Here is a 26,437-nt window from a genome sequence, read left to right as displayed (position 1 = left end):
TCAGATTCACCGATTCGAGGCGCGTTGTCGATTACCGCGCAGGTAATTGGACAGTGGCCGATCAGGTGCTGGCGTTGCCGGTGCGCCACTGCTCCCAGGGGATGTTCCAGTCCCCCAGGCCCTCGGTGCCCGGCAGCACCGGACCCACGGTGTTGACCACCTCGACGATGTCGCCGCGCTTGGTGTTCTCGTAGAACCAGCGGGCATTGGCCGTGCTGACGTTGAGGCAGCCATGGCTGACGTTGCTGTAGCCCTGGCTGCCGACCGACCACGGGGCGCCGTGTACATAGATGCCGCTGTAGGACATCTGGGTCGCGAAGTCGACTTCGGTGCGATAACCGTTGGGCGAGTTGACCGGTACGCCGTACGTCGACGAATCCATCACGAGGTGGTCGAACCGTTCACCGATGATGTACACACCGTTGTTGGTCGGAGAACTGTTCTTTCCCATCGAGATCGGCATCGCCTTGATGACCTCGCCATTGCGCCGGATGGTCAACGTCTTGGTGGTGTCATCGGCGGACGCGATCACCTCGTCGCCGATCGTGAAGTGTGTCGTGACGTTGCCCTGGCCGAACAGCCCGTCACCCAATTCGACACCGTAGGTGTTGACGGTCACGTCCACCGAGGTGCCGGGCTTCCAGTATTTGGCTGGGCGCCACCGCACTTCGCGGTTGTTCAGCCAGTAGAAGGCACCCTCGACGGGCGGATCGGTCTTGACCGTGATGGCCCCCTGAGCGGCCTCCCGATCGGTGATGTTCTCGTCGAAGCGGACGGCGATGGGCTGACCTACCCCCACCACTTCCCCGTCGTTGGGCAGGACATAGGGCATCGTCAGGTTGGCCGGCGAGTGCGTCTCGAACCGCAGGCGGCGGTTGGCCACACCACCGAGCCCCAGTGACTGCGCGTTGAGCGTGTACTGCTCGTTGTAGTCGAGGGGGTCGGTGCTCGACCACGTCAGGCCGTCGGCACTGAACTTTCCCGCGACGCTGACGCCTTCTTCGTTGGTCATGGTGACGCCGCCGAGCACACCGTTCTCTGCGCTGACGGTGACCGGCGCGTCGACGGTCACCCCCACCGCGCTATCGGTCACCGAAGCGTTGACCCTGGGCACCAGCAGGTCGCCATAAGGAGTGCCCTTGTCGGTTATCACCGGAGGCGGTCCCTGCGTCTCATGGCTCTCGCATGCCGTCAGGCCCAACATCATCGCGGGCACCATGGCAACCACGGCGCGCCGGATGACGTCCCGATACGGACGGGTCACCGTATGGGCCTGTCCCATGTTCGTCCTATCCCTCGCACGGTCGACAGCAAATTTTTGGCAATAGTTTAGGTGTTGCGCGGCAGTCCGGCTCGCCAGAATCTCACTCCGGGCCCGCGACCAGCCGATTTCACTGTTGAGCGAATCTCCTGTTATTGTCTCTCACGCGCGCCGTTAGCTCAGTTGGTAGAGCAGCTGACTCTTAATCAGCGGGTCCGGGGTTCGAAACCCTGACGGCGCACCAACCAAAAACCCTGCCTCGGCAGGGTTTTTGCGTTTCGGCGTTTGAGTACTACTGCAGTGGTGCATCTATCAGGCGCGGTACCTTTCGGCGAGTCTGTCGCCCACGCTGGGTTCAGCCTCTTCCAACAACATCTCCACGGCACCCGCCAGATGTGCGGCCGCGTAGCCGTTGTCCCGGTACTGCTCAGTTTTGAAGCGGTCGAGTTCCCTGCGTAGATCACCAAGGGTTTCATCGCTCACATGCGCCATATGGCTACCTCCAGTCGGTGTGACCACGGCTCACATCTCCACATACGGGTTGGACGCGAGCCGTCGGGTGTTGTCAGCGAACCTCGACGATGAGTCCGTCGAGATCGGCTTTACCCGGGAAAGCACATGCAGCGATCCTGGCAAACGGAAAATAAGTTAGCTGCAAAGCAATACCCCCTTGTCACACGTTCGTCCCGTGTTGCGGCCGAGATCAAGCCCCGGGGCCGACTCCCCTGCCCTGACCCGAAGTCGACCTTAGCTGGACACCTATGCACTAGCAACCGGTTCGGCGAGAAAGAGCCGTTCCAACCCTGCAATGCAGTGGATTTCAGCTACAGCGACAAAGTGGCGCCGAGTTGCGCGGACCGCCTCGGGCTACCAGACGAACCCACGTTTGCCAATCGTTTTTCCCACCAAATCGCGCTGAAGGGCCCTACGCCGTGCCCCCAGACGCTTCTCCCCCAGCAAACGTTCAGCAAACCACACCGGTTGCCCGGAGTGCGTTTGCGATCCATCCCACAACGATTCCCGAAGCCCCACACATACTTTGCGGTGAGAGACCCTGACATCGCGGAGCGCGTTCTCTTTGACGCCTGTCGATAATGTGCTGATAACCACTTCGCAACCCGACCGGCCGTGTCGCCGACCATCTGTTGACGTGCTCGTAAGTTACTGCCTACAATCCAACATCGGCGCTTTCGCTGGTCAGGCACAAGAATCCATGTTATTATCGAGTTAGCTGATTATTTGCGATTCCGTACCCGTGGCCATCGCGCCAAGATTAGAGGTGTTAGCTGATGGCTGCCGCAGGTGGCGTCGACCCCACAGCTGCTTCGACCTCCGCATTTGTTGCTGCGAATCAGCCAGTCATGGTGTATAGCTGCAGCCGGCTCGGACGCATTGCCAATCCGCCGAGTTTCTCGTTGGCGGACTGGCTCCTGTTCCGCCGCCGCTGAGCGGCGTATAGGTCTGCGCGCTGAGCGGCGTATCGAGCCGTCAGCGCCGCTTGATCCGCCGAACGACCACGACCACCACGAGCACACCCGCACCGGCCAATGACGCAGTCACGGCCGGTTTCTTGATGAAGCCGATCACCGCCGACTTGAAATCGTCGGCCAAACGCTGGGGGTTGGCCCGCTCGGCCAGGGAGTCGACCGTCACCGCCAGCTGATCGCGAGCCTGATCGATGTCCCGCTTGATGCTCTCCGGGTCCCGGTTCGCCACTGTTTGCTCCTCCAAGCCGCTCCACGTCGTGCTGCCCTGCCGCACTACCCTAGATCAGCCGGGGCCGTGACGACGGAACCGGTCGACAAGAAGGGATATCCACGCATGCCGCCAACCCCGCGCCTCGAGGTGGGAGACACCGCCCCGGCTTTCAGCCTGCCTGATGCCGATGGCAACGTCGTCAAGCTTTCCGACTACAAGGGCCGCAAGGTCATCGTGTACTTCTACCCGGCCGCGTCGACGCCCGGATGTACCAAGCAGGCGTGCGATTTCCGCGACAGCCTCGCCGAACTCAACGGCGCCGGACTCGACGTCGTCGGCATCTCCCCCGACAAGCCGGAGAAGCTGGCCAAGTTCCGCGACAAGGAAGAGCTGAGCTTCCCGTTGCTGTCCGATCCCGACCGTGAGGTGCTGACGGCCTGGGGCGCCTTCGGTGAAAAAACCATGTACGGCAAGACCGTTCAGGGTGTCATCCGCTCGACGTTCGTGGTCGACGAAAAGGGCAAGATCGCCGTCGCGCAGTACAACGTGCGCGCCACCGGTCACGTCGCCAAATTGCGCCGAGACCTGTCGGTCTGACGTCTCGGCCCGGGCTGCCTGGTATTCGAGTACCGGGCTACCGGGCCAGCCGGCCCAGCTTCTCCAGCAGCAGCGCTTCCGACTTGGCAGCGCGCTCAAGCACTCCCAGGTGCAGACTCTCGTTCACGCTGTGTGCCTGAGTGCCGGGATCCTCGACTCCGGTCACCAGGATCGTCGCTGCCGGAAAAGCTTCGGCGAACTCGGCGATGAACGGAATCGAACCACCCATGCCCATGTCCACCGGATCGGTACCCCAGGCGGTGCGGAACGCCGCACGGGCCGCGTCGTACACCGCGCCCGAGGAGTCGATGGCGTAGGGCTGACCGACGTCGCCTGCCGTGACTGTGACCCGGGCACCCCAGGGAGTATGGGATTCGAGGTGACGGGTCAGCGCCTCCAGATGGGCATGGGCGTCACCACCGGGCGCGACGCGCATGCTGATCTTGGCACGGGCTCGCGGGATCAGGGTGTTGGACGATTTGTCGATGGGCGTGGTGTCGATGCCGATGACGGTGATGGCCGGCTTGGCCCACATGCGTTGAACCACTGAGCCGGAACCGATTTCGGACACGCCGTCCAACAGGCCGGACTCTTGCCGAACCCAACCGGCGCCGCGGTCCACATCGGCCGCGGTGGCCTCGTGCAGACCGGCGACTGCCACGTTGCCCTCGTCGTCGTGCAGGCTGGCCAGCAGCCGCACCAACACGCTCAACGCATCCGGGACCACCCCTCCCCACAGTCCCGAGTGCAGCCCGTGGTCCAGTGTGGCCACCTCGACGACACAGTCGGCCAGGCCGCGCAGGGTCACGGTCAGAGCCGGGATGTCGGTGCTCCAGTTGTCGGAGTCGGCGATGACGATGACGTCGGCGGCCAAGGCCTCATGATGAGCACCCAGCAGTGCCGCTAATGATGGCGACCCGGACTCCTCCTCGCCTTCGACGAACACCGTCACACCCACCGGGGGCTTGCCGTCGAACGCCCGCATTGCGGCCAGATGTGTTGCGATACCGGCCTTGTCGTCAGCGGTACCGCGGCCGTACAACCTGCCGTCCCGTTCGGTGGGTTCGAACGGCGCGGAGTCCCACTGGGAAGGATCGCCTTCGGGCTGCACGTCGTGATGGGCGTACAGCAGCACCGTGGGCGCACCCGGCGGCGGTGGGTAGTGCGCGATGACGGCTGGGGCGCCGCCTTCGCTGACAATGCGCACTTCGGGAAAACCGGTTTCCGACAACAGCTTTGCGACAGCCTCGGCGCTGCGGTGCACTTCGTCGTGCCGGGACGGGTCGGCCCACACCGACTGGATGCGCACCAGATCTTCCAAATCGGACCGCACCGAAGGCAACACCTGCTGCACCCGCGCCACTACGTCACTCATGCTGTCGAGACTAGCGGTTGCGGGATGGCGACGTCGGTGACGGTTTCATACCTGTGCCTTGCGCTTCCGCCCGTCGATCACAACGCGTGTCCATTGCGGGAAGTGAGATTTTATGGCTTCGCCGAAGCGCCGTTAGCGTCGGAATCATGGAGTGGAATTTTCAGTCGGCCTGCGAGATGGCGGGCGCGTTGCGCGCTGGTGAGGTGTCCTCGGTGGAGTTGACCGAGGCGGCGATCGCCGCGATCGAACGGCATGACGGTGAGATCAACGCGATCTGTGTGCCGGACTTCGATCGTGCGCGGGAGGCAGCGCGGCTTGCTGACCAGGCGCGTGTCCAGGGTGAGGACCGTCCGCTGCTCGGTATTCCGGTGACGGTCAAGGAGTCCTACAACGTGGCCGGGCTGCCGACGACGTGGGGCATGCCGCAGTACCGAGATTTCATGCCGGCCGAAGACGCGGTACAGGTTTCGCGGCTCAAGGCCTCCGGAGCGGTGGTGCTGGGTAAGACCAACGTGCCGTTGGGGCTGCAAGATATCCAGACGTTCAACGAGATCTACGGCACCACCAACAATCCGTGGGATCACGGTCGCACGTCGGGCGGATCCTCCGGTGGATCGGCGGCCGCCCTGGCGTCCGGGTTCGGTGCCCTGTCCATCGGCTCCGACCTCGCCGGTTCGCTGCGCACCCCCGCGCATTTCTGCGGCGTGTACGCGCACAAGCCGACACTCGGACTGGCCGCCATGCGCGGTATGACCCCGCCGCCTGCGCCGGCGTTGCCGACCGATGCCGACCTCGCTGTCGTCGGTCCGATGGCGCGCACCGCCCGCGATCTCGCACTCCTGCTCGACGTGATGGCCGGACCCGACCCACTGACCCTCGGCGTGGCGCACACAGTGACTCTGCCGCCGCCTCGGCACGAGGTCCTCGGCGGCTTCAGGGTCCTGGTCCTCGAGGAGCACCCCTACATCGCGACCGGAGCAGCGGTCCGCGCGGGCGTGAACCGCGTGGCTGACGCCCTGATGTCCAGTGGTGCGCGCGTCGAACGGTACAGTCCGCTGCTGCCCGATCTGGCCGAAGCCGCGTCGATATATACCCGGTTGCTCTTTTCAGGCTCCGTGGCGCGATTCCCGGTCGACGCATACGAACAACTGCGGACTCGCGCAGCCGGTCTGAGTGCAGACGATCGGAGCCTCGACGCGGCGCGGTTGCGCGGGATGGTGTTGAGCCACCGCGATTGGATCGAGGTGAACAACCGACGCGAGCTTCACCGCCAGGGCTGGCGACAACTGTTCGGCGAGTTCGATGCCGTCGTATGTCCGATCACGCCGACTCCCGCATTCCGCCACGACCACAACCCGGATCTGTTGGAACGACGGCTCGACATCGACGGCGGCGACTATGCCTACTTCGACCAGCTCGTCTGGGCGGGTCTGGCCACGATGCCCGGCCTGCCCGCCACGGCCATACCGACGGGGGCATCCGCCGAGGGACTGCCGGTCGGAGTGCAGCTCATCGGTCCGCTGTTCGAGGACCGCACCACGCTGAGGCTTGCCGAACTGCTCGAACACGAGATCGGCGGCTTCCAACGCCCGAAGTAGGGCAGGGTCAGAGCTCCTCGATGATCGCCACTGCAGCAGCGGTATCAGCCTCGTGAGTGAGCGAGACGTGAATGGTCACGGTCTCAAGGTGTTTGGCTATCTCGCCGGACAAGCGCACCTTGGGCCGGCCCCACATGTCGGTGACCACCTCGATGTCGCGGTGGATCCCCTCCGGCAGGGCCGGCCGCTTCGAGAACCGTGAACTCGACCAGGCCTTGATCACGGCCTCCTTGGCCGCCCACCGGGCCGCCAGGTGCCGGGCCGCCGACGAACTCTTGTCCGCGGCGTCCCGGCGCTCACCTGGCGTGAACGTCTCGGCGAATACCGTCCCTGGCCGGTCCACCTGTTCGGCGAATTCAGGTATGGAAACCAGATCGATGCCTACTCCCACAATCGCCATGGAAGCGAACCTAGCTCACCTCTGTCTGCATGCACTCACCGCACATACAGATCGTCCTCACCGAGCCGAGCATCGGCGTTCAGCAACATCGCCGCCTCCTGACGCTTCTCCGGCGAATCGTGATCGAACCGGCGGTCCGCGGGCTTCTCGTACATCGGCCGCCCACCGGCGATGGCGCCGGCGAGACGACGCTGACCGGCCAGCGTGCGCTGCTCGGCCCGCTTACGGTAGTCGTCGCGCTCGGCCGGATCCATCGCCGCGATGAACGCCTCCGGGTGCACCAGAGCGACCAGACCCGACACGTGCCCGAACCCGAGGCTGGTGACCAGACCGGCCTTGAGCGGGAACTTCCCGCGCAGGTCGAGAGGCTCGCGCACCCAGACGAAGTGACCCGAGGTGGCCAGCTCGTCGTCGACGCAGTCCAGGCTGCGGTTCGGCGGAATGATGCCGTCGCGCAGGATCTGGCACAGACCCATCATCTGAAACACCGCCGCACCGCCCTTGGCGTGCCCGGTCAGCGTCTTCTGGCTGACGATGAACAGAGGCGCACCCGGCGAACGACCCATCGAATCGGCCAGCCGCTCGTGCAGCTCGGTCTCGTTGGGATCGTTGGCCAACGTCGAGGTGTCGTGCTTGGAGATCACCGCGATGTCGTCGGCGCCGACACCCAGCTTGGCCAGCGAGCGGGCCAGCTGCGAATCCTTGCCGCCGCGCCCGGCGCCCAGGGCGCCGAGGCCCGGAGCCGGAATCGAGGTGTGCACACCGTCGGCGAAGCTCTGCGCGTAGCCGACGACAGCCAGCACCGGCAGACCCATCTTGGCGGCGAGATCACCGCGGGCCAGCAGGATGGTGCCACCGCCCTGGGCTTCCAGGAAGCCGAGGCGACGACGGTCGTTGGCGCGGGAGAACTTCGAGTCGCTGATGCCCTTGGCGCGCATCATCTCGGTGTCGGCGGTGGCCGCCATGTCACCGAAGCCGATGATCGCTTCCAGGGTCAGATCGTCGAAGCCGCCGGCGATCACCAAATCGGCCTTGCCGAGGCGGATCTTGTCCACACCCTCCTCGACCGAGACCGCCGCGGTGGCGCACGCGCCGACCGGGTGGACCATGGCGCCGTAACCACCGACATAGCTCTGCATGACGTGTGCCGCAACGACGTTGGGCAGCACCTCCTGCAGGATGTCGTTCGGCTTGGCCCGGCCCAGCAGGTTGCCGTGGTACATGGTCTGCATCGATGTCATGCCGCCCATGCCGGTGCCCTGCGTGGAGGCCACCAGGCTCGGGTGCACCCAACGCATCAGCTCGGTCGGGGTGAAGCCCGAGGACAGGAACGCGTCGACGGTGGCGACGATGTTCCACAGCGCCACCCGGTCGATCGAGTTGGCCATGTCCGGGGTGATGCCCCACACCGTCGGGTCGAAGCCCGTCGGGATCTGGGCGCCGACCGTGCGCGACAGCTTGGTCTTGCGCGGCACCCGAATCTCGGTGCCCGCCTTGCGGATCACCTGCCAGTCGGACGAGTCCGGCACCGGCCGGGCCACTGTGTGCTCCGGATCGAAGGACACGAACGCCCGTGCGTCGGCCTCGCTGGAGACCACGAACGAGAAGTCCTTGTCGAGGAACACGCTGACCAGCAGCGGTGAGGCGTGATCGGGGTCGATCGCACCGTCGTCCACGAATTCGCGGATGCCGCAACGCTCCACGACAGCGTCGTGGTAGCGCTCCACGATCTCCGATTCGGGGACCAGCTCACCGGTCTCGGTGTCGTACCAGCCGGCCTTGGGATCGTCTTCCCACGTGACCAGACCGGTGGTCCAGGCGAGCTCCAGCACACCGGCCGCCGACAGCTCGCCGGAGACCTCCATCTCGAAGCGGGTCCGCGACGAGCCGTACGGCCCGAGCTCGGCACCGCCGACGATGACGACGAGATCGGCGGGGTCGACATCGAGGTCGGCCCACTCCGGCGCGGGTGCCGGGTTGTGTCCCCGCGGCGGGGACGGCAGCGCGGCCACGGTGTTGCTGTCGCCTTCTTCGTCCTCGGCTTCTGCTGCGGCGCTTGACATGTCCTCACGAGCCTTGGCAGCCAGCTCGGCCATGTCGATCTTGACGTCGCCGAGACCGCCGGTCAGATCCACCTTGATCGGAGAGCCGGCCGCAGCCACCTTGGACTCCACCGTGCAGAGGTTCAGCAGCATGGCCGCCATCTCCGCGGTGCTGTAGGTGGTGACGCCGGCCTCTTCCACCGCGCTGACGATGGCATCGTTGTGCCCCATCAGCCCGGTGCCCTTGGTCCAGCCGATGAGCGCGTGCGCCAAGCTGACCCGCTCGGCCCATGAGGACTCCGCGCTCCAGCGGGTCACCAACGCGTCGAGCGCGGACTTCGCTTCGCCGTAGGCGCCGTCGCCACCGAACATGCCGCGGTTGGGCGAGCCCGGCAGCACCACGTGCAGGCGTGAGGCGATGTCGCGCTCGGCACCGATCGTCGACAGCCCACCGATGAGCCGCTGCACGGCCCACAGCAGCACCTTCATCTCCATCTCGGAGCGTGAACCGGCCTCCGACAGATCGCCGGCCACCCGCGGTGCGGCAAACGGGAACAGCAGCGTCGGGGTCTGCGCATCTTTGAGGTGGATCGATTGCGGCCCAAGGCTTTCGATCTGCTCGCTCCCCACCCATTCGACCAGCTTGTCGATGTCGGAGTAGGACGCCATGTTCGCCGGGACCACCCACAGGGTGGCGTTGAAGCGGGCGTTGTCGCGGTACAGCTCCTTGTAGAACGCCAGCCGGTCATCGTCCAGACGCGACGTGGTGGCGATGACGGTGGCGCCGCCGTCGAGCAGCTGCCCGACGACCGACGAGGCGATCGAGCCCTTCGACGCGCCGGTCACCACGGCAACCTCGTTGGAATACCGACCGGTTCCGGGATTCTCAGCGCCGGCCGCGATGCGACCGAACAGCGAGGCGTGAATGGTGCGGCCCGCGGCGAGTGCCTTGCCCTGCCACCAGTTCGCCTGCGTGGCAACGACATGGCCGGCACCCTCGAACCGCTCCGACAGGCGCGGCCATTCGGCGTCGATCTCATCTTCGTCGGCAAGCCACAGCTTGACCAGATCCTCACGGGCGCTGGCCCAGCGGTCGTCGAACACGACGGCCTTCTTGGCGTCGAACGCCGGAGCCACCAATCGCGGCCAGTCCGAACCGAGTTCGGTGGTGACCAGGTCGATCAGCTCGGCGTCGGTCGAGGCCTCGGGGGCGCCGACAGGAGCGTCCAGGCCGAGCTGGCCAAGCACCAGGCGCGCGGCCGAGGCCAGCACGCCGTCGGGTCCGGTGACCTTTTCGGCGAACTCACCGAGGGCGGCCGAATCCACCACGCCGCCGGCAGCACCGCCGGCCGAGGGAAGCGAGACCGCGACGCCCTGGCGGGCCGCGACGGCCGCGACCGCCGCGTCGATCACCTTGTCCACGCCTGCGGCGTCGGGCAGTGCGCCGGGGTGCAGAGAGCCCAGGTCGCCGCCGCGAACGCTGCTGCCCTCACGGGTGCCGAGAGCCACCTCGACGGTGACGTGCTTGGCCCAGCCCGGACCCAGCTCCCAGGTCTTGGTGACGCGCTCGGCGATGTAGGCCGGGCGCTTGCCCGACGGTCCGAACACCGTGCGCAGCTGATCGTTGATGGCATCCGAAAGCACCGGACCGAACGGCTTGTAGGTGCGGGCCAGCTTGCTGACCTGTCCCTTGAGCGCGCCGAGATCAGCCTCTGCGGCGCCGTCGATGGCACCGAGGTTCAGCTCCGAACCCAGGTCGACCAACAGCTGGTTACGCCGTGAGGACGCACCGTCGGTGATGGACTCGATCGAGTCCAGCGCCTCGATCTGATCGATGCGCATCTTGGCGCTCAGCGCGATCAGACCGACAGTGGCATCGGCCGCGTCGAACCCGAGATCGTCCGGGCGCGGTGCACCCGGTGCGGCAGCGGGCGCCGCCGGCGCAGGCGCGGCTTCGGCTGCCGGAGCGGCCTCGGATTCTCCGGAAGCCGGTGCTGAGCTTTCGTCGACGTCCGGCTCCGGCTCGGGATCGGTGTCACTGGCGAACAGCACAGCGGCATCGCGTTCCGCGTTGAGCACCTCGACGGTGCTGTGCGCGTACTCCGGAAGCTTGAGCGTGTTGGTGGCCAGTCCGGCGACGGTCGGCGCGTTCTTCACGCCGATCTCGACGAACCGTTCGACGCCGAGGCCTCCCGCGGCTTCTTCGATGAACAGCAGATCCTGGGTCTCGATCCACCGCACCGGGCTGGCGAACTGCCAGGCCAGCAACTCGATGACGACCTTGCGGCACAACTCGATCGGCCGCTCGTTACGCCAGGTGTCATAGTCGGCGAGAATCTCGTCGAGCGGCTCGGCCGGCACCAGATCGCGGATCTCCTGGATGAAATCGCGGTCCAGGGTGAACGGCCGGGGCACGAGGTTCGGGATGTAGCGTCCGACGACCAGCTCCGGATCGCGGTCACGCGGCAGGACCCGTTCCAGGCTGCGCCGGAAGTCGTCCACGCCCACCCGCAGCACGCTGGAGTGGAACGGCACGTCGATGCCCGGCACCAGGATGAACGACCGCTTGCCGCCGCTGATCTCGCGACGACGCTCGACCTCTTCCTCAAGCGCTTCCAGACCGCGCACGGTTCCGGCGATCGCGTACTGCGAACCACGCAGGTTGAAGTTCACGATCTGGAGAAATTCGCCGGTGTTCGCGGCGATCTCCGCGACGAAGCTCTCGACGTCGTCGTCGGCCAAGTCGATCTGCGACGGCCGGATGGCGGCCAGTCGGTAGTTGGAGCGGCCGCGCTCGTCGCGCGGCACGATGTCGTGCATCTTGGAGCCGCGGTGGAACACCGCCTCCAGCAGACCTTCGAGCTCGATGACACCGGAAACACATGCCAGCGCGGTGTATTCACCGACGGAGTGACCGCAGGCGATCGCCCCTTCGACGAACGCGCCCTGCTCACGCATCTCGGCAACCTGAGCCGCGGCCGTCGTGGCCATCGCGACCTGGGTGAACTGCGTCAGGTACAGCACGCCCTCAGGGTGCTCGTAGTGAACACCGGAGGCGATCAGCGACGTCGGATTGTCGCGGACGACGTGCAGCACCGAGAAGCCCAGCGTCTCGCGCGTGAACTTGTCGGCCTTGTCCCAGACCTTGCGGGCAGCCTTGGACCGGGCCCGCACCTCCATACCCATGCCCTTGGACTGGATGCCCTGGCCGGGGAAGGCATAGACGGTCTTGGGCGCCGCCAGCCGCGCGGTCGCTGCCATCACGAGCTCGGAGCCGATGCGGGCCTGGATCTCCAGAACCTCTGCGCCGACGTCGATTCCGATCCGATCGACGCGGAAGTCGACCTCGTCGCCCGGCTTGACCATGCCCAGGAAGCGGGCGGTCCAGCCGACCAGCTTGGCCGGCGGGATCGGCTTGCCGTCGGTGGCGGTGACCACATGCTGGGCCGCGGCCGACAGCCACATGCCGTGCACGATGGGCGATTCCAGCCCGGCGAGCAGCGCGGCGGCCCGGTCGGTGTGGATCGGGTTGTGGTCACCGGACACCACGGCGAACGGACGCATGTCCACAGGTGCGCCGATCTTGACGTCGCGTCGACGACGGCGCGGGGTGTCGGTGGCGTTGTCCGAGATCGCGCCACCGGCCCGGACCGGGTCGGTCAGCTCGGCCTCACCGGTGCGGCCGCGGATGGCGAACCGCTCCTCGAGTTTGGCCAGCTCGGTGCCGTCAGCACTGCGTACGGTCACCTCGACCGGGACCACCCGGCCGACCTCGGTGTCGTGCGCTGCCGAAGCCGTTGCGGTGACGGTCAATTGGGCCGGATCGGTGGGTAGCGGGGCCAACAGGTGAGCGGCGTGGTCCAGGTGGACCAGGCTCAGCAGACCTTCGACCACCGGGAATCCGGAATCCGTTGCGGCGCTGCCGATCGCGGCGAACACCGCGGGCCAGCAACGGCCGACCAGGGCGTCGGGAACGACGGTCAGTGTCGGCGCCAGCGGTGCACCGAAAGTGGCGGTGACACCGGTGTGATCGGCAACCTGCTCGGGGTTCCAGGCGACGGTGACCTTGGCGGTCCCGTCGACCACCGGAGGGAGCGCGTCGGGACCGTCGACGCCGGCGGCGATCGCGAGCACCGAACGCATGGCGGTCGCGGCATCGGCGACCTCGACGACCGGGGCGCCACCGCTGCGGATGGCCTCGGTCAGGGTGAACCGGATGTCGATCCAGGTTCCCGACAGCGGCACCGAGAGCACGACGTGTTGATCGTCGGCGACCTCAAGCCGGGCGCCGGTGGAAGGGTGTGTCGCCGAACGGTTTTGAGACCCCTCGCGGACCTGCCACTCGGAAGGAGCGGCGATGCGGTGCACCGGGTTGACCGAGGTCCGTCCGGCCCAGAGCACGTCGGGCGCATCGAGCAGCACGGCCAGCGGACCGGTCACATCGCCGCGCCCCTGGCGCCGCGACAGCACGGCCTGCGGCGCTTCACCCTTAGCCGCCATGACGGCAACAACCTCGTCGACGGCGGCCTGCTCGAAGCGGTCCAGCAGCTCACCCACGGGTTCGTCGACCCGGGTGATACCGGCCACCGCTTCGGTGCCGGGGATGACGCACACCTGATCGGCGTCGTAGCGCGCATCGTGGGCCTGCCACAGCGAGTCGCTGCGCCACCAACGGCGAACGTCCTTGTCGATCACCGGCACGAAGTTGACGGGCTTGCCCAGCGTCTTGCACAGCTCGACGAAGAACGGCACATCGGCGGGGTGCAATTGCACGGACGCCGCGTCCGGGTATGCCGAGACCAGCGCGGCCAGTGCGGCCTTCGGGTCCTCCAGCAGTGCCTCCCCCTCGCCGGCGGCATCGAACAATGTCTCGATCGGACCGAAATCCTGTGCGTGCAAACGTGCTTCGGCACGCTTGAGCATCTGCTCGAAGCGGTCGCGCCAGGTGATGTCCAGCCACGGCGAGTCGTCACGCTTGGTGTCGGCGGTGCTGTTGCCCTCGCCGATGGCCAGTTCGATGTAGCGGCGCAGCCACTGCAGGTAGGTCATGTCGGCCACATCACCGAAGTACGGCTTGGCGGTGTTGGCCATCGCGGCGATGATCTCGTCGCGGCGCGCCGCGACAGCGTCGGCGTCACCCGCCACCTCGTCGAGCAGCCGGCCGCAACGCGACGCGGTGTTGTCGATCTCGTGGATGTCGGCGCCCAGCTGGCTGCGGCCGGAGGCCATGCCGTTGGCGGCCTTGCCCGCACCGACCCATGACTCGGTGCCCTTGGTGTCCACCAGCAGCTGCTTGACCTGCGGGCTGGTGGTGGCCTCCAGTGCGGCCATGGCTGCGGTGCCGACCAGGATGCCGTCGATCGGCATCAGCGGGTAACCGTGTGTGGCCGACCAGCGGCCGGACAGGTACTCGGCAGACCGCTCAGGGGTGCCGATGCCGCCGCCGACGCAGATGGTGATGTTGGACCGGCCGCGCAGCTCCGAGTAGGTGGCCAACAGCAGGTCGTCGAGGTCCTCCCACGAGTGGTGACCACCGGCGCGGCCGCCCTCGATGTGCACGATCACCGGCTTGGTGGGCACCTCGGCCGCGATCCGGATGACCGAACGGATCTGCTCGACGGTGCCCGGCTTGAACACCACGTGACTGATGCCGAGGTCATTGAGTTCGCCGATCAGCTCGACGGCCTCTTCCAGGTCCGGGATGCCGGCACTGACGACGACACCGTCGATCGGCGCACCGGACTGACGGGCACGCTGCACCAGCCGCTTGCCGCCGACCTGCAGCTTCCACAGATACGGGTCGAGGAACAGAGTGTTGAACTGAATCGCCCGACCGGGCTCCAGCAGCTTGCCCAATTCGGCGATGCGAGCGTTGAAGATCGGTTCGGTGACCTGACCGCCACCGGCCAGTTCGGCCCAATGGCCTGCGTTTGCTGCGGCGGCGACGATCTTGGCGTCGACTGTGGTGGGCGTCATACCGGCCAGCAGGATCGGCGAACGTCCGGTGAGCCGGGTGAACTTGGTCGAAAGCTTGACGGATCCGTCGGGCAGGCTCACCACGGTCGGGGCGTAGCTCGACCACGGCCGGGCCACCTCGGGCACCGCACCGATGGTGAACAGATTGCGCTGACCACCGCGGGTCGCGGCGGGCACGATCCCGATACCGAGGCCGCGTACCACCGGGGCGGTCAGGCGGGTCAGGATGTCGCCGGGGCCGAGATCGAGGATCCAACGGGCACCGGCGTCATTGATCTCAGTGATCTCGTCGACCCAATCCACCTGGCTGACCAGGATGGCCTCGGTCATCTCACGGGCGAGCTCGACATCGATGCCGATGGCCTCGGCCCAACGCGCGACGATCTCGACGCCATCGGCCAGGCGCGGCGTGTGGAAACCGACCTCGACCTGCACGGGGTCGAAGACCGGCGCGAAGACCGCACCACCGCGGACTTTGCTCTTCCGCTCGGCCTCTTCCTTCTCAGCGATCTGGTTGCAGTACAGCTCGAACCGCGACAGCTGCTCGGGTGTGCCGGTGATCACAACGGAGCGCCGGCCGTTGCGGATCGACAGCACCGGGGGCAGCACGGTGCGCACGTCCTGGCTGAACTCTTCGAGCAGCTCGTAGATGCGCTCGGGCTCGGCATTGGTCACCGAAACCATCGGGGGCCGGTCGCCGAGCACAGTGATCCCGCGGCGACGGGCCACGAGGGTGCCTGCCGCGCCGATCAGCTGCGCCAGCGCCAGCAGTTGCACATCCTTGGTGCCATGGGCGGCCAGCGCCTCGACGGCCAGCACACCCTGGGAGTGCCCGGCGACGGCGACCGGCGGGGTGGCAGCCAGGTCCATGCCCTGGCGGGCCAGCGCGCGCACGGCGGCGATCTGGGTGAGCAGCACGCCAGGCACCGAGACGGCGGCAGAGGTCAGCTGCTTGTCGGAGGGAACCGGCTCCTCCGCGGCCAGCGCCCGAACCCACTGCAGGGGCTCGAACCCGATGGGCCGCACCACCAGGAGTTCGGCGGCAACCGGCTCGAGCAGCAACTCGGCCTCGCCTGCCAGGGTCGCCAGGTCGGCCTCGATACCAGCCGAGGACACCAACTCTTCAAGAGTCTCCAGCCAGGCGCTGCCCTGGCCGCCAAAGGCCACGGCGTAGGGCTCACCGGCGCTCAGCCGGTCAACCAGTGCATGGGTGGAGTCAGCCTGCCGACCGTCGGATCCTGAGTCGTCGTTGCGACCGGCGGACACCCGGTCGTGTTCATAGATCGTCACTGGCGCTATCTCCTCGGTGCTGCTGTGGTTCTGCGGTGATGTTGTCGCGGATGGCTGTCGCGTGCGGTGTCAGGTGTCTGTCTGCATGTCTGGGGCGGTGTGGCTGCCCGGCGACAGGCCAACGGCGATTCAGCGTCGAATCAGGCTGGAACGCGGGCCGCCGGAGCTCTCCGGACGGTGTCGCTCGCATTCCCGCCGTACTAAGAGTGTCATAAGAGGCAGTGGGCGGTTTCCGCTCAGATTGGTTACTGGCGAGTTCTACGCATGGGTAACCGCCGGTAACGTTACGCGGCGCCGACTGGCCGTCAAAGCCATTCGGGACAAACGTCCTGTTGGCAGGTGGTTACGGTCGAGTAGGGATAACTGCGCAGATCAAGGCAGTATTGTTATCGAATCGTTATCTAAATTTTCCGCCACATCCAGAGCCCGGAAGTGACCTCGACCCAGCAGACAATCCGGCCGATTCTGTCTAGCGAATCTCGCGCGTCCGAGCAGAAAGTTTGCTGGATTATCTTACTCACCGGTAACTATTTCAGTTCCACCGCCAAAATCGTGGCGTGAATACCGTGAAACCCGGAAGGCCGGAGCCGATCAATCAGCGGCGGCGAAGGCGCCTTGCAGCGCCCGATCCACCCGGACCGACACCACGATCCGGGCCAGCTCACGCAGCCGGGTATCGGAAACGGCGCCACGGCATTCGGCGAGTGCGGCGACAACCGACTCGGCGACCCTGTCGACCGCCGCATCCGTCGACCGGGCGAGGTGGGCCACGATCCGGATGCAGCGCCGTTGGTCCTCGGCGCCGGTGACCAGCGCGGCCAATGCCGGATCGGGCACCTCGACGGAGCCCTCGACGATGCGGACCAATCCGAACTCCACGAGCGCGCGGACATCATCGTCGGCCGGATCCACCTCCGCCGTCAGAGTTTTCGGCCGGGACCAGTCCGCGCCTTGGATTCCAAGGGTTTCGGGCAGGTCCTTGCCGCTGCGCAGACCCTCGAAGAACTCCGCGATGTGCGCCGAGTTGTAACCCTTGGCCAGTAGCTGGCTGATCGCTGCCAACTGAGCCAGGTGCCGTTCACCGTAATACGCCGAGCGTCCGACGCGCCGCGGAGAATCCAACAATCCGCGCTCGCGGTATGCGCGGATATTGCGAGCGCTGACGCCGGAAATGCGCGCCAGGTCTTCGAGGCGATACTCAACCAAGCCGACGTCCTCCGCGTCGGATTGAACAGCGATTCATGCCGACACCCTACTCCGCGATTAAAGCTGCGAGCGAATTCGTGAAACTTCTCTCCCCGCTGTCGCGAGCTCCACGAGCAGCCCGGCTATCAGGTCATATGCCGCACCACCCGTCTCATACTGCACACGAGTGTGCAATTTCAGCCAACTCGATCGTCCACGATAAAGGCCGCATCGAGACCAAATGCACCACCGCGGCAATGCACGCCGGTCGCATCGCCGCCCACGAGTGCGAGAACATGTACGTCTGCCGCCGAGAGAACATTTGACGAAAGGTGCCCGCGTGCGTCCCTGGATCGTGTGGGCCACCGGGCTACTGGCGTACATCATCGCCGTCCTCGACCGCACGACCCTCGGCGTCTCGGGCCTGCAGGCCGCAGACAGATTTGCCGCGAGCCCGAGTGTGCTGTCCACGTTCGTCGTGCTGCAGGTGATCGTCTACGCCGCCGCCCAGGTACCCGCCGGCTTGCTGTTGGACCGCTTCGGATCCCGGGTGCTCATCGTCTGCGGGGCCGCGCTGATGACGGCCGGCCAGCTGGTGCTCGCGCTGAGCGAGTCACTGCCCGCGGCAATCGGTGCACGGGCCATCGTCGGCCTCGGCGACGCATTGACCTTCATCTCGGTTCTGCGGCTTGTGCCATATTGGTTCGAGCCCGCGCGGGTCCCGCTGGTGGCCCAGTTGACGGGCATCTGCGGGCAGCTCGGTCAGGTTCTCTCCGCAGTGCCGTTCCTCGCGATCCTCACCGGATCCGGGTGGACACCGGCGTATCTGTCGGTCGCGGCGTTCGGGCTGGTGGTGATCGTGTTGGCGTTGGCCCTGATCCGCAACACCCCGCATGGTTCGGCGCTGACATCCGAGCCGATCTCTCTGCACACCACCCTGTCCCGCATCAAAACCGTCTGGTTACGTCCCGGCACCAGGCTCGGATTCTTCACCCACATGGGCACCCAGTTCTCTGTCACGGTGTTCGCGCTGATGTGGGGCGTGCCGTATCTGACAGTGGCTCAGGGACTTTCAGAAACCGCGGCAGGTTCGCTACTGACCATCTCGGTGGTGGCCGCCATCTCGGCCGGAATCATGATCGGCGTATTCACCGGTCGCCATCCGCACCGCAGGTCACGTCTGGTGCTCTGGATCATCGCCAGCAACGCCCTGGTGTGGACCGTGGTGCTGGCCCTGCCCGGACCGGCGCCGGTCTGGTTGTTGGTGGTGCTCATCGTCGTCATCTCGGTGGGCGGTCCCGGTTCGATGGTCGGGTTCGACTTCGCCCGTACCTTCAATCCGAGCCATACGCTCGGCACCGCCCAGGGCATGGTGAACATGGGCGGGTTCCTGGCGGCACTGCTGGTGATGCAGGCCATGGGCCTGATCCTGTCCGGCACCGACAGCTACTCCTTCGCGTCGTTCCGCCTGGCCTGGTGCGTGCAATACGCGGTGTGGATCCTGGCCACCATCGGAATCCTGATCACCCGCACCAAGACCCGACGACTGTTGGCCGCCGAGCAGGAACGAATGCTGTTGGAGGGCTTCGACCCTCACCCCGACCCTCACCCCGAAGCTCACCCCGGCAAGTGACTCTCCAGGCGCCGGCCGACGATCTCGGCGGCGTGCCGGTGTCCGACGGCCTCGAACCCGACGACCACCGACAGACACAGGTGCGTGCAACTCCTGTTTCGGACACCGAGTGTGGTTACGGACCGTCACGTCGTCAACGTGATCAAGGTAGCTGACTAGGGTCATTTTCATCCCGATGGAACCCAGCCCAGTCCTCCCATAGCACCACAGCCCCGTGGAGCGGCAGTCTTCAAGTTCTCAACCTGACACGCAGATTCACTAGCGTAGGACGAACGCCCCTGATAACACCACCTCTGAAATGATCACGTTATGACGCTCAGGCACACCATTTTTTTCCGCCATGCATCCAGGTGTGACGTCGGTACAAGGTGACGTTGAAGCACCTTCAAAAGTACGTTTACCACTAAATGTGACCGCCGGTTCGGCGCCAGAGGTGGCTTATCCATCAACGACGGGTAGGAGGATCCTCCGATATCGGCCCAGCTCGACATCGCCGACGAAAGCATTCGATCTCGGTCCAGCTCTACCGACGTGTCATAACATTGACCGATGTCAGTGGAATGCGCGCCTAGAAGTAGCCTGCCGCCACAGTGGCGGCGCCGCCGGCCTGCATCCTTATGCCGGTCCGACCAGACCTAGGTGCAAATCGATGCCGACGCAATCTGATTCGTATTCGCGGATGCGGTGCTGGAGTGGAGGGACTTCCCGTTGCTGCGGCGGCAGCTCGTACCCCTAGATCGTTCGGCGGCTCGAATCTCACTGTCCGACACCCAAATCCGGACAACTTTCTTGCTAACCGCACACGTAGCGTGATTCACTGCTCTTGCAGTGAAGAGACTCCCTTTGTGAGACTCGGAATCGCGAATTCGGGCGGGGGCGCACAAGCATGACGACCATCCATCGGCTCGCTGGAATCGACACGGCGTTCCTGCGGATGGAAGTCTCCGCGCAGCCGTTGCACTCGTGTTCACTTGCGGAACTCGATGTGTCTGCGCTGCCCGGCGGTTACAGCTTCGAGAAGTTCCGAGCCAAGCTGGACGCACACGCCCAGCTGCTGCCCGAGTTCCGCGCGAGGCTGATCGACACCCGGCTGAATTTCGGGACACCGGCGTGGGTGGACGACCCTGATTTCGACATCGACCGGCACGTGCATCGCGTCGTGGTGGCCGCACCGGGTGGCCACGCCGAATTGTGCGAAGTCGCCGCGCGTCTGGTCGCCGAACCCATGGACCGCAGCCGGCCGTTGTGGGATATCACGATCATCGAGGGGATTTCGGGCACCGACCCGCGCGTCAATGGGCGCATCGGCGCGCTCGTCCGCACGCACCATGTTTTCGCCGACGGGGTTACTTCTGGCGACCTGTGGGCCAAGTTGTACGACGAAAGCCCACCGGCCGAACAAGCAGGGGGTTTCGGGGAATGGACCGCCCGACAGGTTGCGATCCAAGGGATCGGGCAGATTTTTCGACGTCCGTGGTTCTTCCTGACCAGCGTGTTGCCGCGAACGGTAGTGGCGCTGTCGAGGACCATCCGTCGGATGAAGTTCGGGAAGGCCATGAGCAGTTGGTTCGCCGCGCCGAGAACCCTTTTCAACGGCGACATCGATCCCACGCGCGAGGTTGCCTACGTCCACGTCGAGTTGAAGGACATCGAGGCGGCCAAGAGCAAGTTCGGCGTCAAGGCCAACGACATCCTGACCGCGATTGTCTCCGGTGCACTCACGCGATACCTCACGGCACACTCGGCGCTCCCCGACAAAGACCTGGTTGCCGGAATACCGGTGTCGCACTACGACCCGAACCGACCGGCTCGCAATCAACTCACCCCGATGTTTTGTTCCATTCACACCAGCCAAGCCGATCCGGTGGAACGGGTCGCAGCGATCGCGAGGACAAATCTAATTGGGCAGGAACATATTTCAGCCATCGGTTCGACCCTTCTCGAGGACTGGGCACAGTTGGTGCCGACCCTCTTCCGAAATGTGGTGAAATTCTTCGAAAAGACCGGTATCGGAAAACGGCAGCCTCCCGTCAATCTGACGTTCTCGAACGTACGAGGGTTTCAGGAGCACATTCTGGGTGCACCGATCATCGTCAACTATCCTTTCGGGCCTATCGTCAACCAGATCGGGCTCAACATCACCGCCTCGACCCTCAACGATGCCGTCGGGATCGGTCTCGTGGGCTGCCCGTCGTTGATCCCGGACATCTGGGAACTGGCGGAGGCTGTGCCGCAGGCACTCGAAGAACTACTGAACGCTTAGCTCGGCCGGGCCGGTCTTGGAGCCCTAAACCGCGAGCAACTCCGGCGGGTCGGCCACCGAATCGGCGACGTGGTTGGGCCCATCACGAATCTGCCTGCGGCTCAACGGGCCAGCGTGTCCTGAGGGAGTTCACAGGAGCGCCAGCACACCGGCCATGCCGACCACCTGTCCGGCAATGTCGTCGTTGGTCAGATCGTCGACAACCATGTACATCGCACCCGGTTCCACCCCTCGGGCGCGCAGCCGACGCCAGTAAACCCTCCGCGGCGGGCGTGCCGACATCGTCGCCTTGCGACCCGACATACCAGGTGTCGGTGCGCAGTCCCTCGGTGTTGCTCCACGCCGAGCTGCGTGCATCACTACGACGGGCACGGCTCGGGCCATCCAGACCTACATTCCACTCAACGTGATGCACTCGTACTCGGCGTCGGCGCGGTTTGAAGTCCCGCACCCGGTCACCGACAGCATCATCATCGAGAGCCTGACCGGCAAATTGTGCATCGAACCAGACTGCTGTGCCGTGGGCTTAGTCCAGCAGCACTGGCTAATCCCGGCCGCTGTACCCCACCTCGAGCGCCGTATCTTCGTACCCGTGGCTACGCAGAAGTGGACCGAAGCCGACATCCCCGACCAGAACGGCCGGGTCGCAATCGTCACCGGAGCCAACACCGGCCTGGGTTATGACACCGCACACGCGCTGGCGTCGCACGGCGCGCACGTGGTGCTGGCGGTGCGCGACACCGCCAAAGGCACCGCCGCGGCCGCCCGGATCACCAAGGCGGCACCCGCCGCCAAGGTCGCCGTACAGGAATTGGATCTGGGGTCCCTGGCGTCAATCCGCACCGCCGCCGACGAATTGGGCCGTGCCTACCCGCGGATCGACCTGCTGATCAACAACGCCGGCGTCATGAACAGAGAAAGCCGACAGGTCACCTCGGACGGATTCGAGGTGCAGTTCGGTACCAATCACCTGGGCCACTTCGCGCTGACCGGACTGCTCATCGAGCACCTACTGCCGGTCCTCGGATCCCGCATCGTCACCGTGGCCAGCAACGCACACAAACGGCGCGCAGCAATCCATTTCGACGATCTGCAGTGGGAGCGCCATTACGACCCGAACGCGGCATACCCTCAGTCGAAGCTGGCCAATCTACTGTTCACATACGAACTCCAGCGCCGGTTGGCCACCAAGAACGAACCGACGATCGCGGTGGCGGCCCATCCAGGCCTGTCCAACACCGATATGATGCGTCACCTGCCCGGCGTGGTCCGACCGTTTCTTCCACTCTTGGCGCAGTCCTCCGCCGCCGGGGCGCTGCCCACGCTGCTCGCGGCCACCGCCCCGACGGTTCGCCGAGGCAAGTACTACGGTCCGGACGGAATTGGTGGGTTTCGCGGCGCTCCGAAACTGGTCCGGTCCACCAGAAAGTCCCATGACGAAGATCTGCAGCGTCGTCTGTGGGCGGTGTCAGAGGACCTCACCGGTGTCGCCTACCCGCTGTGATGCGCAGAGTCGAAGAGCATTAGCACATCACCGCCGGCGTGCCGCGGCGCGGATTGACAACTCCGCAACGGATGGTTGCGTGGTGTGCGCCGCCGACGTCGAAAGGGTGGATCCGAAGAACCCGGTGAAACTTCCTGCCGCCGAGGATATCCCGCGCAGCCGAACCGATAGGCTTACATTGCTGCCCGGCGTGCCGCAGGCACTCGAGGAGCTGGTTGGACTTAGGACGCCGAGCCCGCCGGCGTATGGCGTCTATCGACATCCGGCGAATCGACCCCCGTGCGGACCTGTTCGTGAGTACCGCTGATCCGGTACAGGTAGGCGAGCTGTTTGACGATGAACGGAAGGCAGATGGCTGGCCCGACCAGCCAGGGGCTGTTCATGAACACGAACTTCAGGACGAATCCCCAGAAACCCTGTCCGAGATGTTCGAATGACGCGCGCGCTTCGGAGACGTAGTAGATCCCGAAGGCAGTAAGATTGTTGGCGAGGGCAAGGCAGCACCACCACAAGGCGTTGATGCGCTTGCTGATGTCGTCCCCCGCGGCCAACAACCTGAGCCACTGCACGAGGAGCACGATCCCGCCGATCACGACGAATGTCTCGACCGCGAAGAGGCCCGGATCGCTGGTCAGGTACCGGGTATCAGCCGCCCCGAAGAACCACCACATCCATCCCCAACGGTTCTCCTCGGTGAGATCCATGTAGCCGAACAGATCGCCGACCAGCCAGACGAGCTCCCAGAAGATCTGGCTGGAGGCAGTGATCGGAATCCACACCAACAGGAACTCGTTCGATTTCTCTAACGTCGTGCGCTGCTCACCCGGTGCATCCCACCACGCTGCAGCCATCGCGACGTAGAGGGGAACGGTCAGGGCGGGCCCGAAGATCAGACCCGTGGGTTCCATCGGCCAAACGCCGGTCCCGACAAGGATGACCGGCACCCCGGAGAGCAACAGCCCGAACACCGAGCACCAGAAGTACACCTTCAGACGACGAGGTTCCCACCGTCGCATGAAGCCATGCCGCCCGTCCTTCACGTTTGTTGCCCCCAGTTCCCAGCCGTGCCTCCGGCCAGATTTCATCATGACAGTGGAGGGCGTGCGTTCATAGCACTTCTCCACCTGAGGATCCAATCCTCCTACCCTGCAGCCAATTTCCTGAGGTCCGCAAGACCGTTGTTGACACAGTAGACTCGACGTGTAAACCTTTGCGCTAGGGGCAAACCTGCTACTGCCGATTCTGGGGGTTTCGAGGTTGGGGGCTGTGAGATCGTTGCTGGGCCGTGGGGACGGTTCGGCTGAACGCGAGCCGAGTTATCGTCGACCGCCCGGGCCCAGGCTCGTGGAACTGGTCGTGCTCAGCGCACGGCAGGACATCTTCTACGGCCTTCTGCCCGAGATCGCGCGTCGGCACGGCGACGTCGCGAACGTGCCGGTTCCGGTCCTGGGTTGGACGATGACCCTGCTGAGCCATCCAGACCACGTCGACCATGTCATGACGCGTCACCACGGCCGTTACGTCCGACACCACCTCACCAATGAACTCGTCGTCGGCGAACCCGACGTGATGCCGGTGCTGGAGGGCCAGGAATGGCGGCAATGGCGTCAGTCACTCAATCCGTTTTTCACCGAGAATTCGCTTGCACGGCTTAGTGAGTCGATGGCAGAAGCCGTCGCCGCGGGGATGGACGACTGGCGCAGACACCTCGGCAGCGATCGGTGGATAGACCTCGAGGTGGAACTCGGAACGGTCGTCATGGACGCGCTGATGCGGTCGATGTTCAGCACGGTGCTCGATCGCGACACCGTCGGCCGCTACGTCGAGGCCGCGCGCGATCTGGGCTCGTACACGATCAGCCGCGCACTGATGTCGACGTTCCCCGCGCTGCTACCCCGGCCCTTTCAACGCCGTGGCGAAGCCGCTCAGGCCACTCTCCTCGGTGAACTCGACAAGGTCATCGCACAACGGTTGACGGACGGCCCGCGGGTCTCCCCCGATCTGCTCGACGCACTGATGGGAATGGCATTCAACGGATCTCCGGAACAACGGTACCGGCGGTTACGCACTGAACTGTCCTCACTGATCTTCGCCGGCTTCGAGACTACAGCGCAATCGGCGGCGTGGACGGTCGCCCTGCTGCACGGGAATCCGGCCGCGCTGGCCAAGGCCAACGCCGAGGTCGATGCGCTCGGTGGCGTCTCCTTGCGGTACGCGCACCTTGAGCAGCTGCCCTACCTGCGCGCATGCTTCGACGAGGCCTTGCGCATGCAGGCCTCGCCCGGGCTGATTCGCACCGCCGGCGAGGAGGACGAGATCGGCGGCTACCACATTCCGAAGGACTCGCACGTCCTGCTCTCGCCATACGGACTGCACCACGACACCCGGTTCTGGACTCGACCAGAGCACTACGAACCGGAGCGGTTCCTCGTGGGCAAGATCAACCGAAATGCCTACATTCCGTTCAACATCGGACCGCGAAAGTGCATGGGCTGGCGATTGGCCTATATCGATGGCCTGATGACCCTGGCCGCGATCCTGCAGCGCTACACCGTGGAGCTTCGACCCGGGTGGTCGCCCAAGCCCAAGATCCGTATTTCGACCGGCTTGGTCGGCGGACTGCCCACCCGACTTGCGCGGCGGTGAACCTATGTACGGGTATACAAATCCAGACGGGGTGGTGCCCGACCGGCGTTCGTGGCGCGGGGTTGCCAGGTATTGGTTCAGTGCCACGCGCGCGGTGTGGTCAGCTCCGCCGCACAGTCCGAACATCGGTGGTGCAGCTCGACTGCGCCAGGGTGCGCTCGACGTCATCAAACCCACCGGCGCGCACATGTTCGCAGGCCTCTACCTGCTCTGCGCTCCAGCTTTTGCCCGGCTGTTCTATCAGGTTCGCGCACATCCCCACGGACACAGGATTATTCGAGACAAGCCGGATCTCCTCGCGCTACTACGTGATGACGGATATATGGCGGGGTTGCCGGTCGGGACGCTGGGACACGGCTACCGATCCTTCATGGCGACCTACGGACTCGACAGCTGCCTCTTCCACGAAGCCGACGTCATCCGCCCGCTGGCTCAGGCGCTCAACTGGCACGACGACTTCTTCTACTTCATGGTGCGCCACACCGTGGTACACGACCTCCAGCACGTAGTGGCGGGGTACGGGCCGGATGTCGTCGGTGAAGTACTCGCAATTGGGTTCCAGTCGGGTCAGACTCAGCCTGCAGGTCCACTCGAGAAGATGGGCTACGCCGGCGCGGTGTGGATACCCGGAGCTTCGCTGCGTCACAGGCTGCGCGTCTACCGAACGTCGGTCGAAAGGGGCAGGCGCGCGGACAAACTGGCCGCCGCACCGTGGGAGGACCTGCTCGACAAGCCCCTCGCCGAAGTACGGGCGCTCCTGGGGGTTGCCTCCGTGCGCGTGGACCATCCGTCTGGACTCTGGTTCGCGACGTGGACGCCGCCGTGGATGTCCCCTGGGACGCACTGGGATTACGACGCGGTCCTGTCCGAAGGGGAGGCAGGAGACACGGCAAGCGACAGAAGGTGAGGGTTGAGTCCGAAGGCCTGTCCCCCGAAAGGGACGTCGTCGGCCGCGTAGGGCGCCTCGCA

16 protein-coding genes and 1 tRNA gene are annotated in these 26,437 nt (G+C 65.3%); 8 read left to right on the top strand and 9 right to left on the bottom strand.

Annotated features, from left to right (window positions below; all coding sequences use genetic code 11):
- Positions 1-61 precede the first annotated feature (61 nt).
- The gene (locus H977_RS0123010) at positions 62-1,282 is read right to left on the bottom strand and encodes a L,D-transpeptidase (protein ID WP_029110073.1); all 1,221 of its coding nucleotides are present in this window, start codon (positions 1,280-1,282) and stop codon (positions 62-64) included.
- A 147-nt stretch (positions 1,283-1,429) separates the two neighbouring features.
- On the opposite strand from H977_RS0123010, the gene H977_RS0123005 reads away from it, so the two are divergent.
- Positions 1,430-1,505 (top strand) — tRNA-Lys (locus H977_RS0123005).
- A gap of 68 nt (positions 1,506-1,573) precedes the next feature.
- Here the strand turns inward: H977_RS0123005 and H977_RS0123000 are convergent.
- Positions 1,574-1,753 carry a hypothetical protein gene (locus tag H977_RS0123000; protein ID WP_029110072.1) on the bottom strand — a complete coding sequence of 60 codons (180 nt, stop codon included), beginning with the start codon at positions 1,751-1,753 and terminating at the stop codon, positions 1,574-1,576.
- A gap of 996 nt (positions 1,754-2,749) precedes the next feature.
- Positions 2,750-2,977, bottom strand: a complete 228-nt coding sequence (locus tag H977_RS0122995; RefSeq protein WP_029110071.1) for a DUF3618 domain-containing protein — start codon at positions 2,975-2,977, stop codon at positions 2,750-2,752.
- A 105-nt stretch (positions 2,978-3,082) separates the two neighbouring features.
- Here H977_RS0122995 and bcp point away from each other — a divergent pair, with 105 nt between their 5' ends.
- The gene (gene bcp, locus H977_RS0122990; RefSeq protein ID WP_029110070.1) at positions 3,083-3,556 is read left to right on the top strand and encodes a thioredoxin-dependent thiol peroxidase; all 474 of its coding nucleotides are present in this window, start codon (positions 3,083-3,085) and stop codon (positions 3,554-3,556) included.
- Between the two features lie 37 nt (positions 3,557-3,593).
- Here the strand turns inward: bcp and H977_RS0122985 are convergent, their stop codons facing one another.
- Positions 3,594-4,931, bottom strand: a complete 1,338-nt coding sequence (locus tag H977_RS0122985; protein WP_029110069.1) for a dipeptidase — start codon at positions 4,929-4,931, stop codon at positions 3,594-3,596.
- 146 nt (positions 4,932-5,077) lie between these two features.
- Here H977_RS0122985 and H977_RS0122980 point away from each other — a divergent pair, with 146 nt between their 5' ends.
- Positions 5,078-6,529, top strand: a complete 1,452-nt coding sequence (locus tag H977_RS0122980) for an amidase (RefSeq protein WP_029110068.1) — start codon at positions 5,078-5,080, stop codon at positions 6,527-6,529.
- 7 nt (positions 6,530-6,536) lie between these two features.
- On the opposite strand, the gene acpS is transcribed toward H977_RS0122980, so the two are convergent.
- From acpS to H977_RS0122965, 3 genes are all read right to left on the bottom strand, one after another.
- Positions 6,537-6,929, bottom strand: a complete 393-nt coding sequence (gene acpS / locus H977_RS0122975) for a holo-ACP synthase AcpS (protein WP_029110067.1) — start codon at positions 6,927-6,929, stop codon at positions 6,537-6,539.
- A gap of 35 nt (positions 6,930-6,964) precedes the next feature.
- Entirely contained in the window at positions 6,965-16,237 is a 9,273-nt protein-coding gene (locus tag H977_RS0122970; RefSeq protein ID WP_029110066.1) for a type I polyketide synthase, read from the bottom strand.
- A 591-nt stretch (positions 16,238-16,828) separates the two neighbouring features.
- A complete protein-coding gene (locus H977_RS0122965; protein WP_081681814.1) occupies positions 16,829-17,443 on the bottom strand; it encodes a MerR family transcriptional regulator in 615 nt (204 codons plus the stop codon).
- Positions 17,444-17,762: 319 nt separating this feature from the next.
- Between H977_RS0122965 and H977_RS0122960 the strand changes: the two genes are divergently transcribed.
- Positions 17,763-19,055, top strand: coding sequence for an MFS transporter (locus tag H977_RS0122960; RefSeq protein WP_029110064.1), 1,293 nt, complete (start codon positions 17,763-17,765; stop codon positions 19,053-19,055).
- An 886-nt stretch (positions 19,056-19,941) separates the two neighbouring features.
- Positions 19,942-21,318 carry a wax ester/triacylglycerol synthase family O-acyltransferase gene (locus tag H977_RS0122950; protein WP_081681813.1) on the top strand — a complete coding sequence of 459 codons (1,377 nt, stop codon included), beginning with the start codon at positions 19,942-19,944 and terminating at the stop codon, positions 21,316-21,318.
- Positions 21,319-21,447: 129 nt separating this feature from the next.
- Here H977_RS0122950 and H977_RS35395 read toward each other — a convergent pair whose 3' ends face one another.
- A complete protein-coding gene (locus H977_RS35395; protein WP_155946782.1) occupies positions 21,448-21,621 on the bottom strand; it encodes an HAD family hydrolase in 174 nt (57 codons plus the stop codon).
- A 289-nt stretch (positions 21,622-21,910) separates the two neighbouring features.
- Between H977_RS35395 and H977_RS0122940 the strand changes: the two genes are divergently transcribed.
- Complete coding sequence (locus H977_RS0122940; protein ID WP_036476908.1) at positions 21,911-22,822, top strand: SDR family NAD(P)-dependent oxidoreductase; 912 nt, start codon at positions 21,911-21,913, stop codon at positions 22,820-22,822.
- Between the two features lie 221 nt (positions 22,823-23,043).
- Here the strand turns inward: H977_RS0122940 and H977_RS33745 are convergent, their stop codons facing one another.
- Positions 23,044-23,838 (bottom strand): Emopamil-binding protein, encoded by a 795-nt coding sequence (locus tag H977_RS33745; RefSeq protein WP_196808306.1) that lies wholly within the window; start codon positions 23,836-23,838, stop codon positions 23,044-23,046.
- Positions 23,839-24,088: 250 nt separating this feature from the next.
- Between H977_RS33745 and H977_RS0122930 the strand changes: the two genes are divergently transcribed.
- On the top strand, positions 24,089-25,468 hold the full coding sequence (locus tag H977_RS0122930) for a cytochrome P450 (RefSeq protein ID WP_353588923.1): 1,380 nt from the start codon (positions 24,089-24,091) through the stop codon (positions 25,466-25,468).
- Positions 25,469-25,472: 4 nt separating this feature from the next.
- Complete coding sequence (locus tag H977_RS0122925) at positions 25,473-26,375, top strand: Coq4 family protein (RefSeq protein WP_081681810.1); 903 nt, start codon at positions 25,473-25,475, stop codon at positions 26,373-26,375.
- The last annotated feature ends 62 nt before the right edge of the window (positions 26,376-26,437 follow it).

The sequence above is a fragment of the Mycobacterium sp. URHD0025 genome (genome assembly GCF_000426065.1).
In the GTDB taxonomy this organism is placed as follows: domain Bacteria; phylum Actinomycetota; class Actinomycetes; order Mycobacteriales; family Mycobacteriaceae; genus Mycobacterium.
This window is presented reverse-complemented; position numbering and strand designations above follow the sequence as displayed.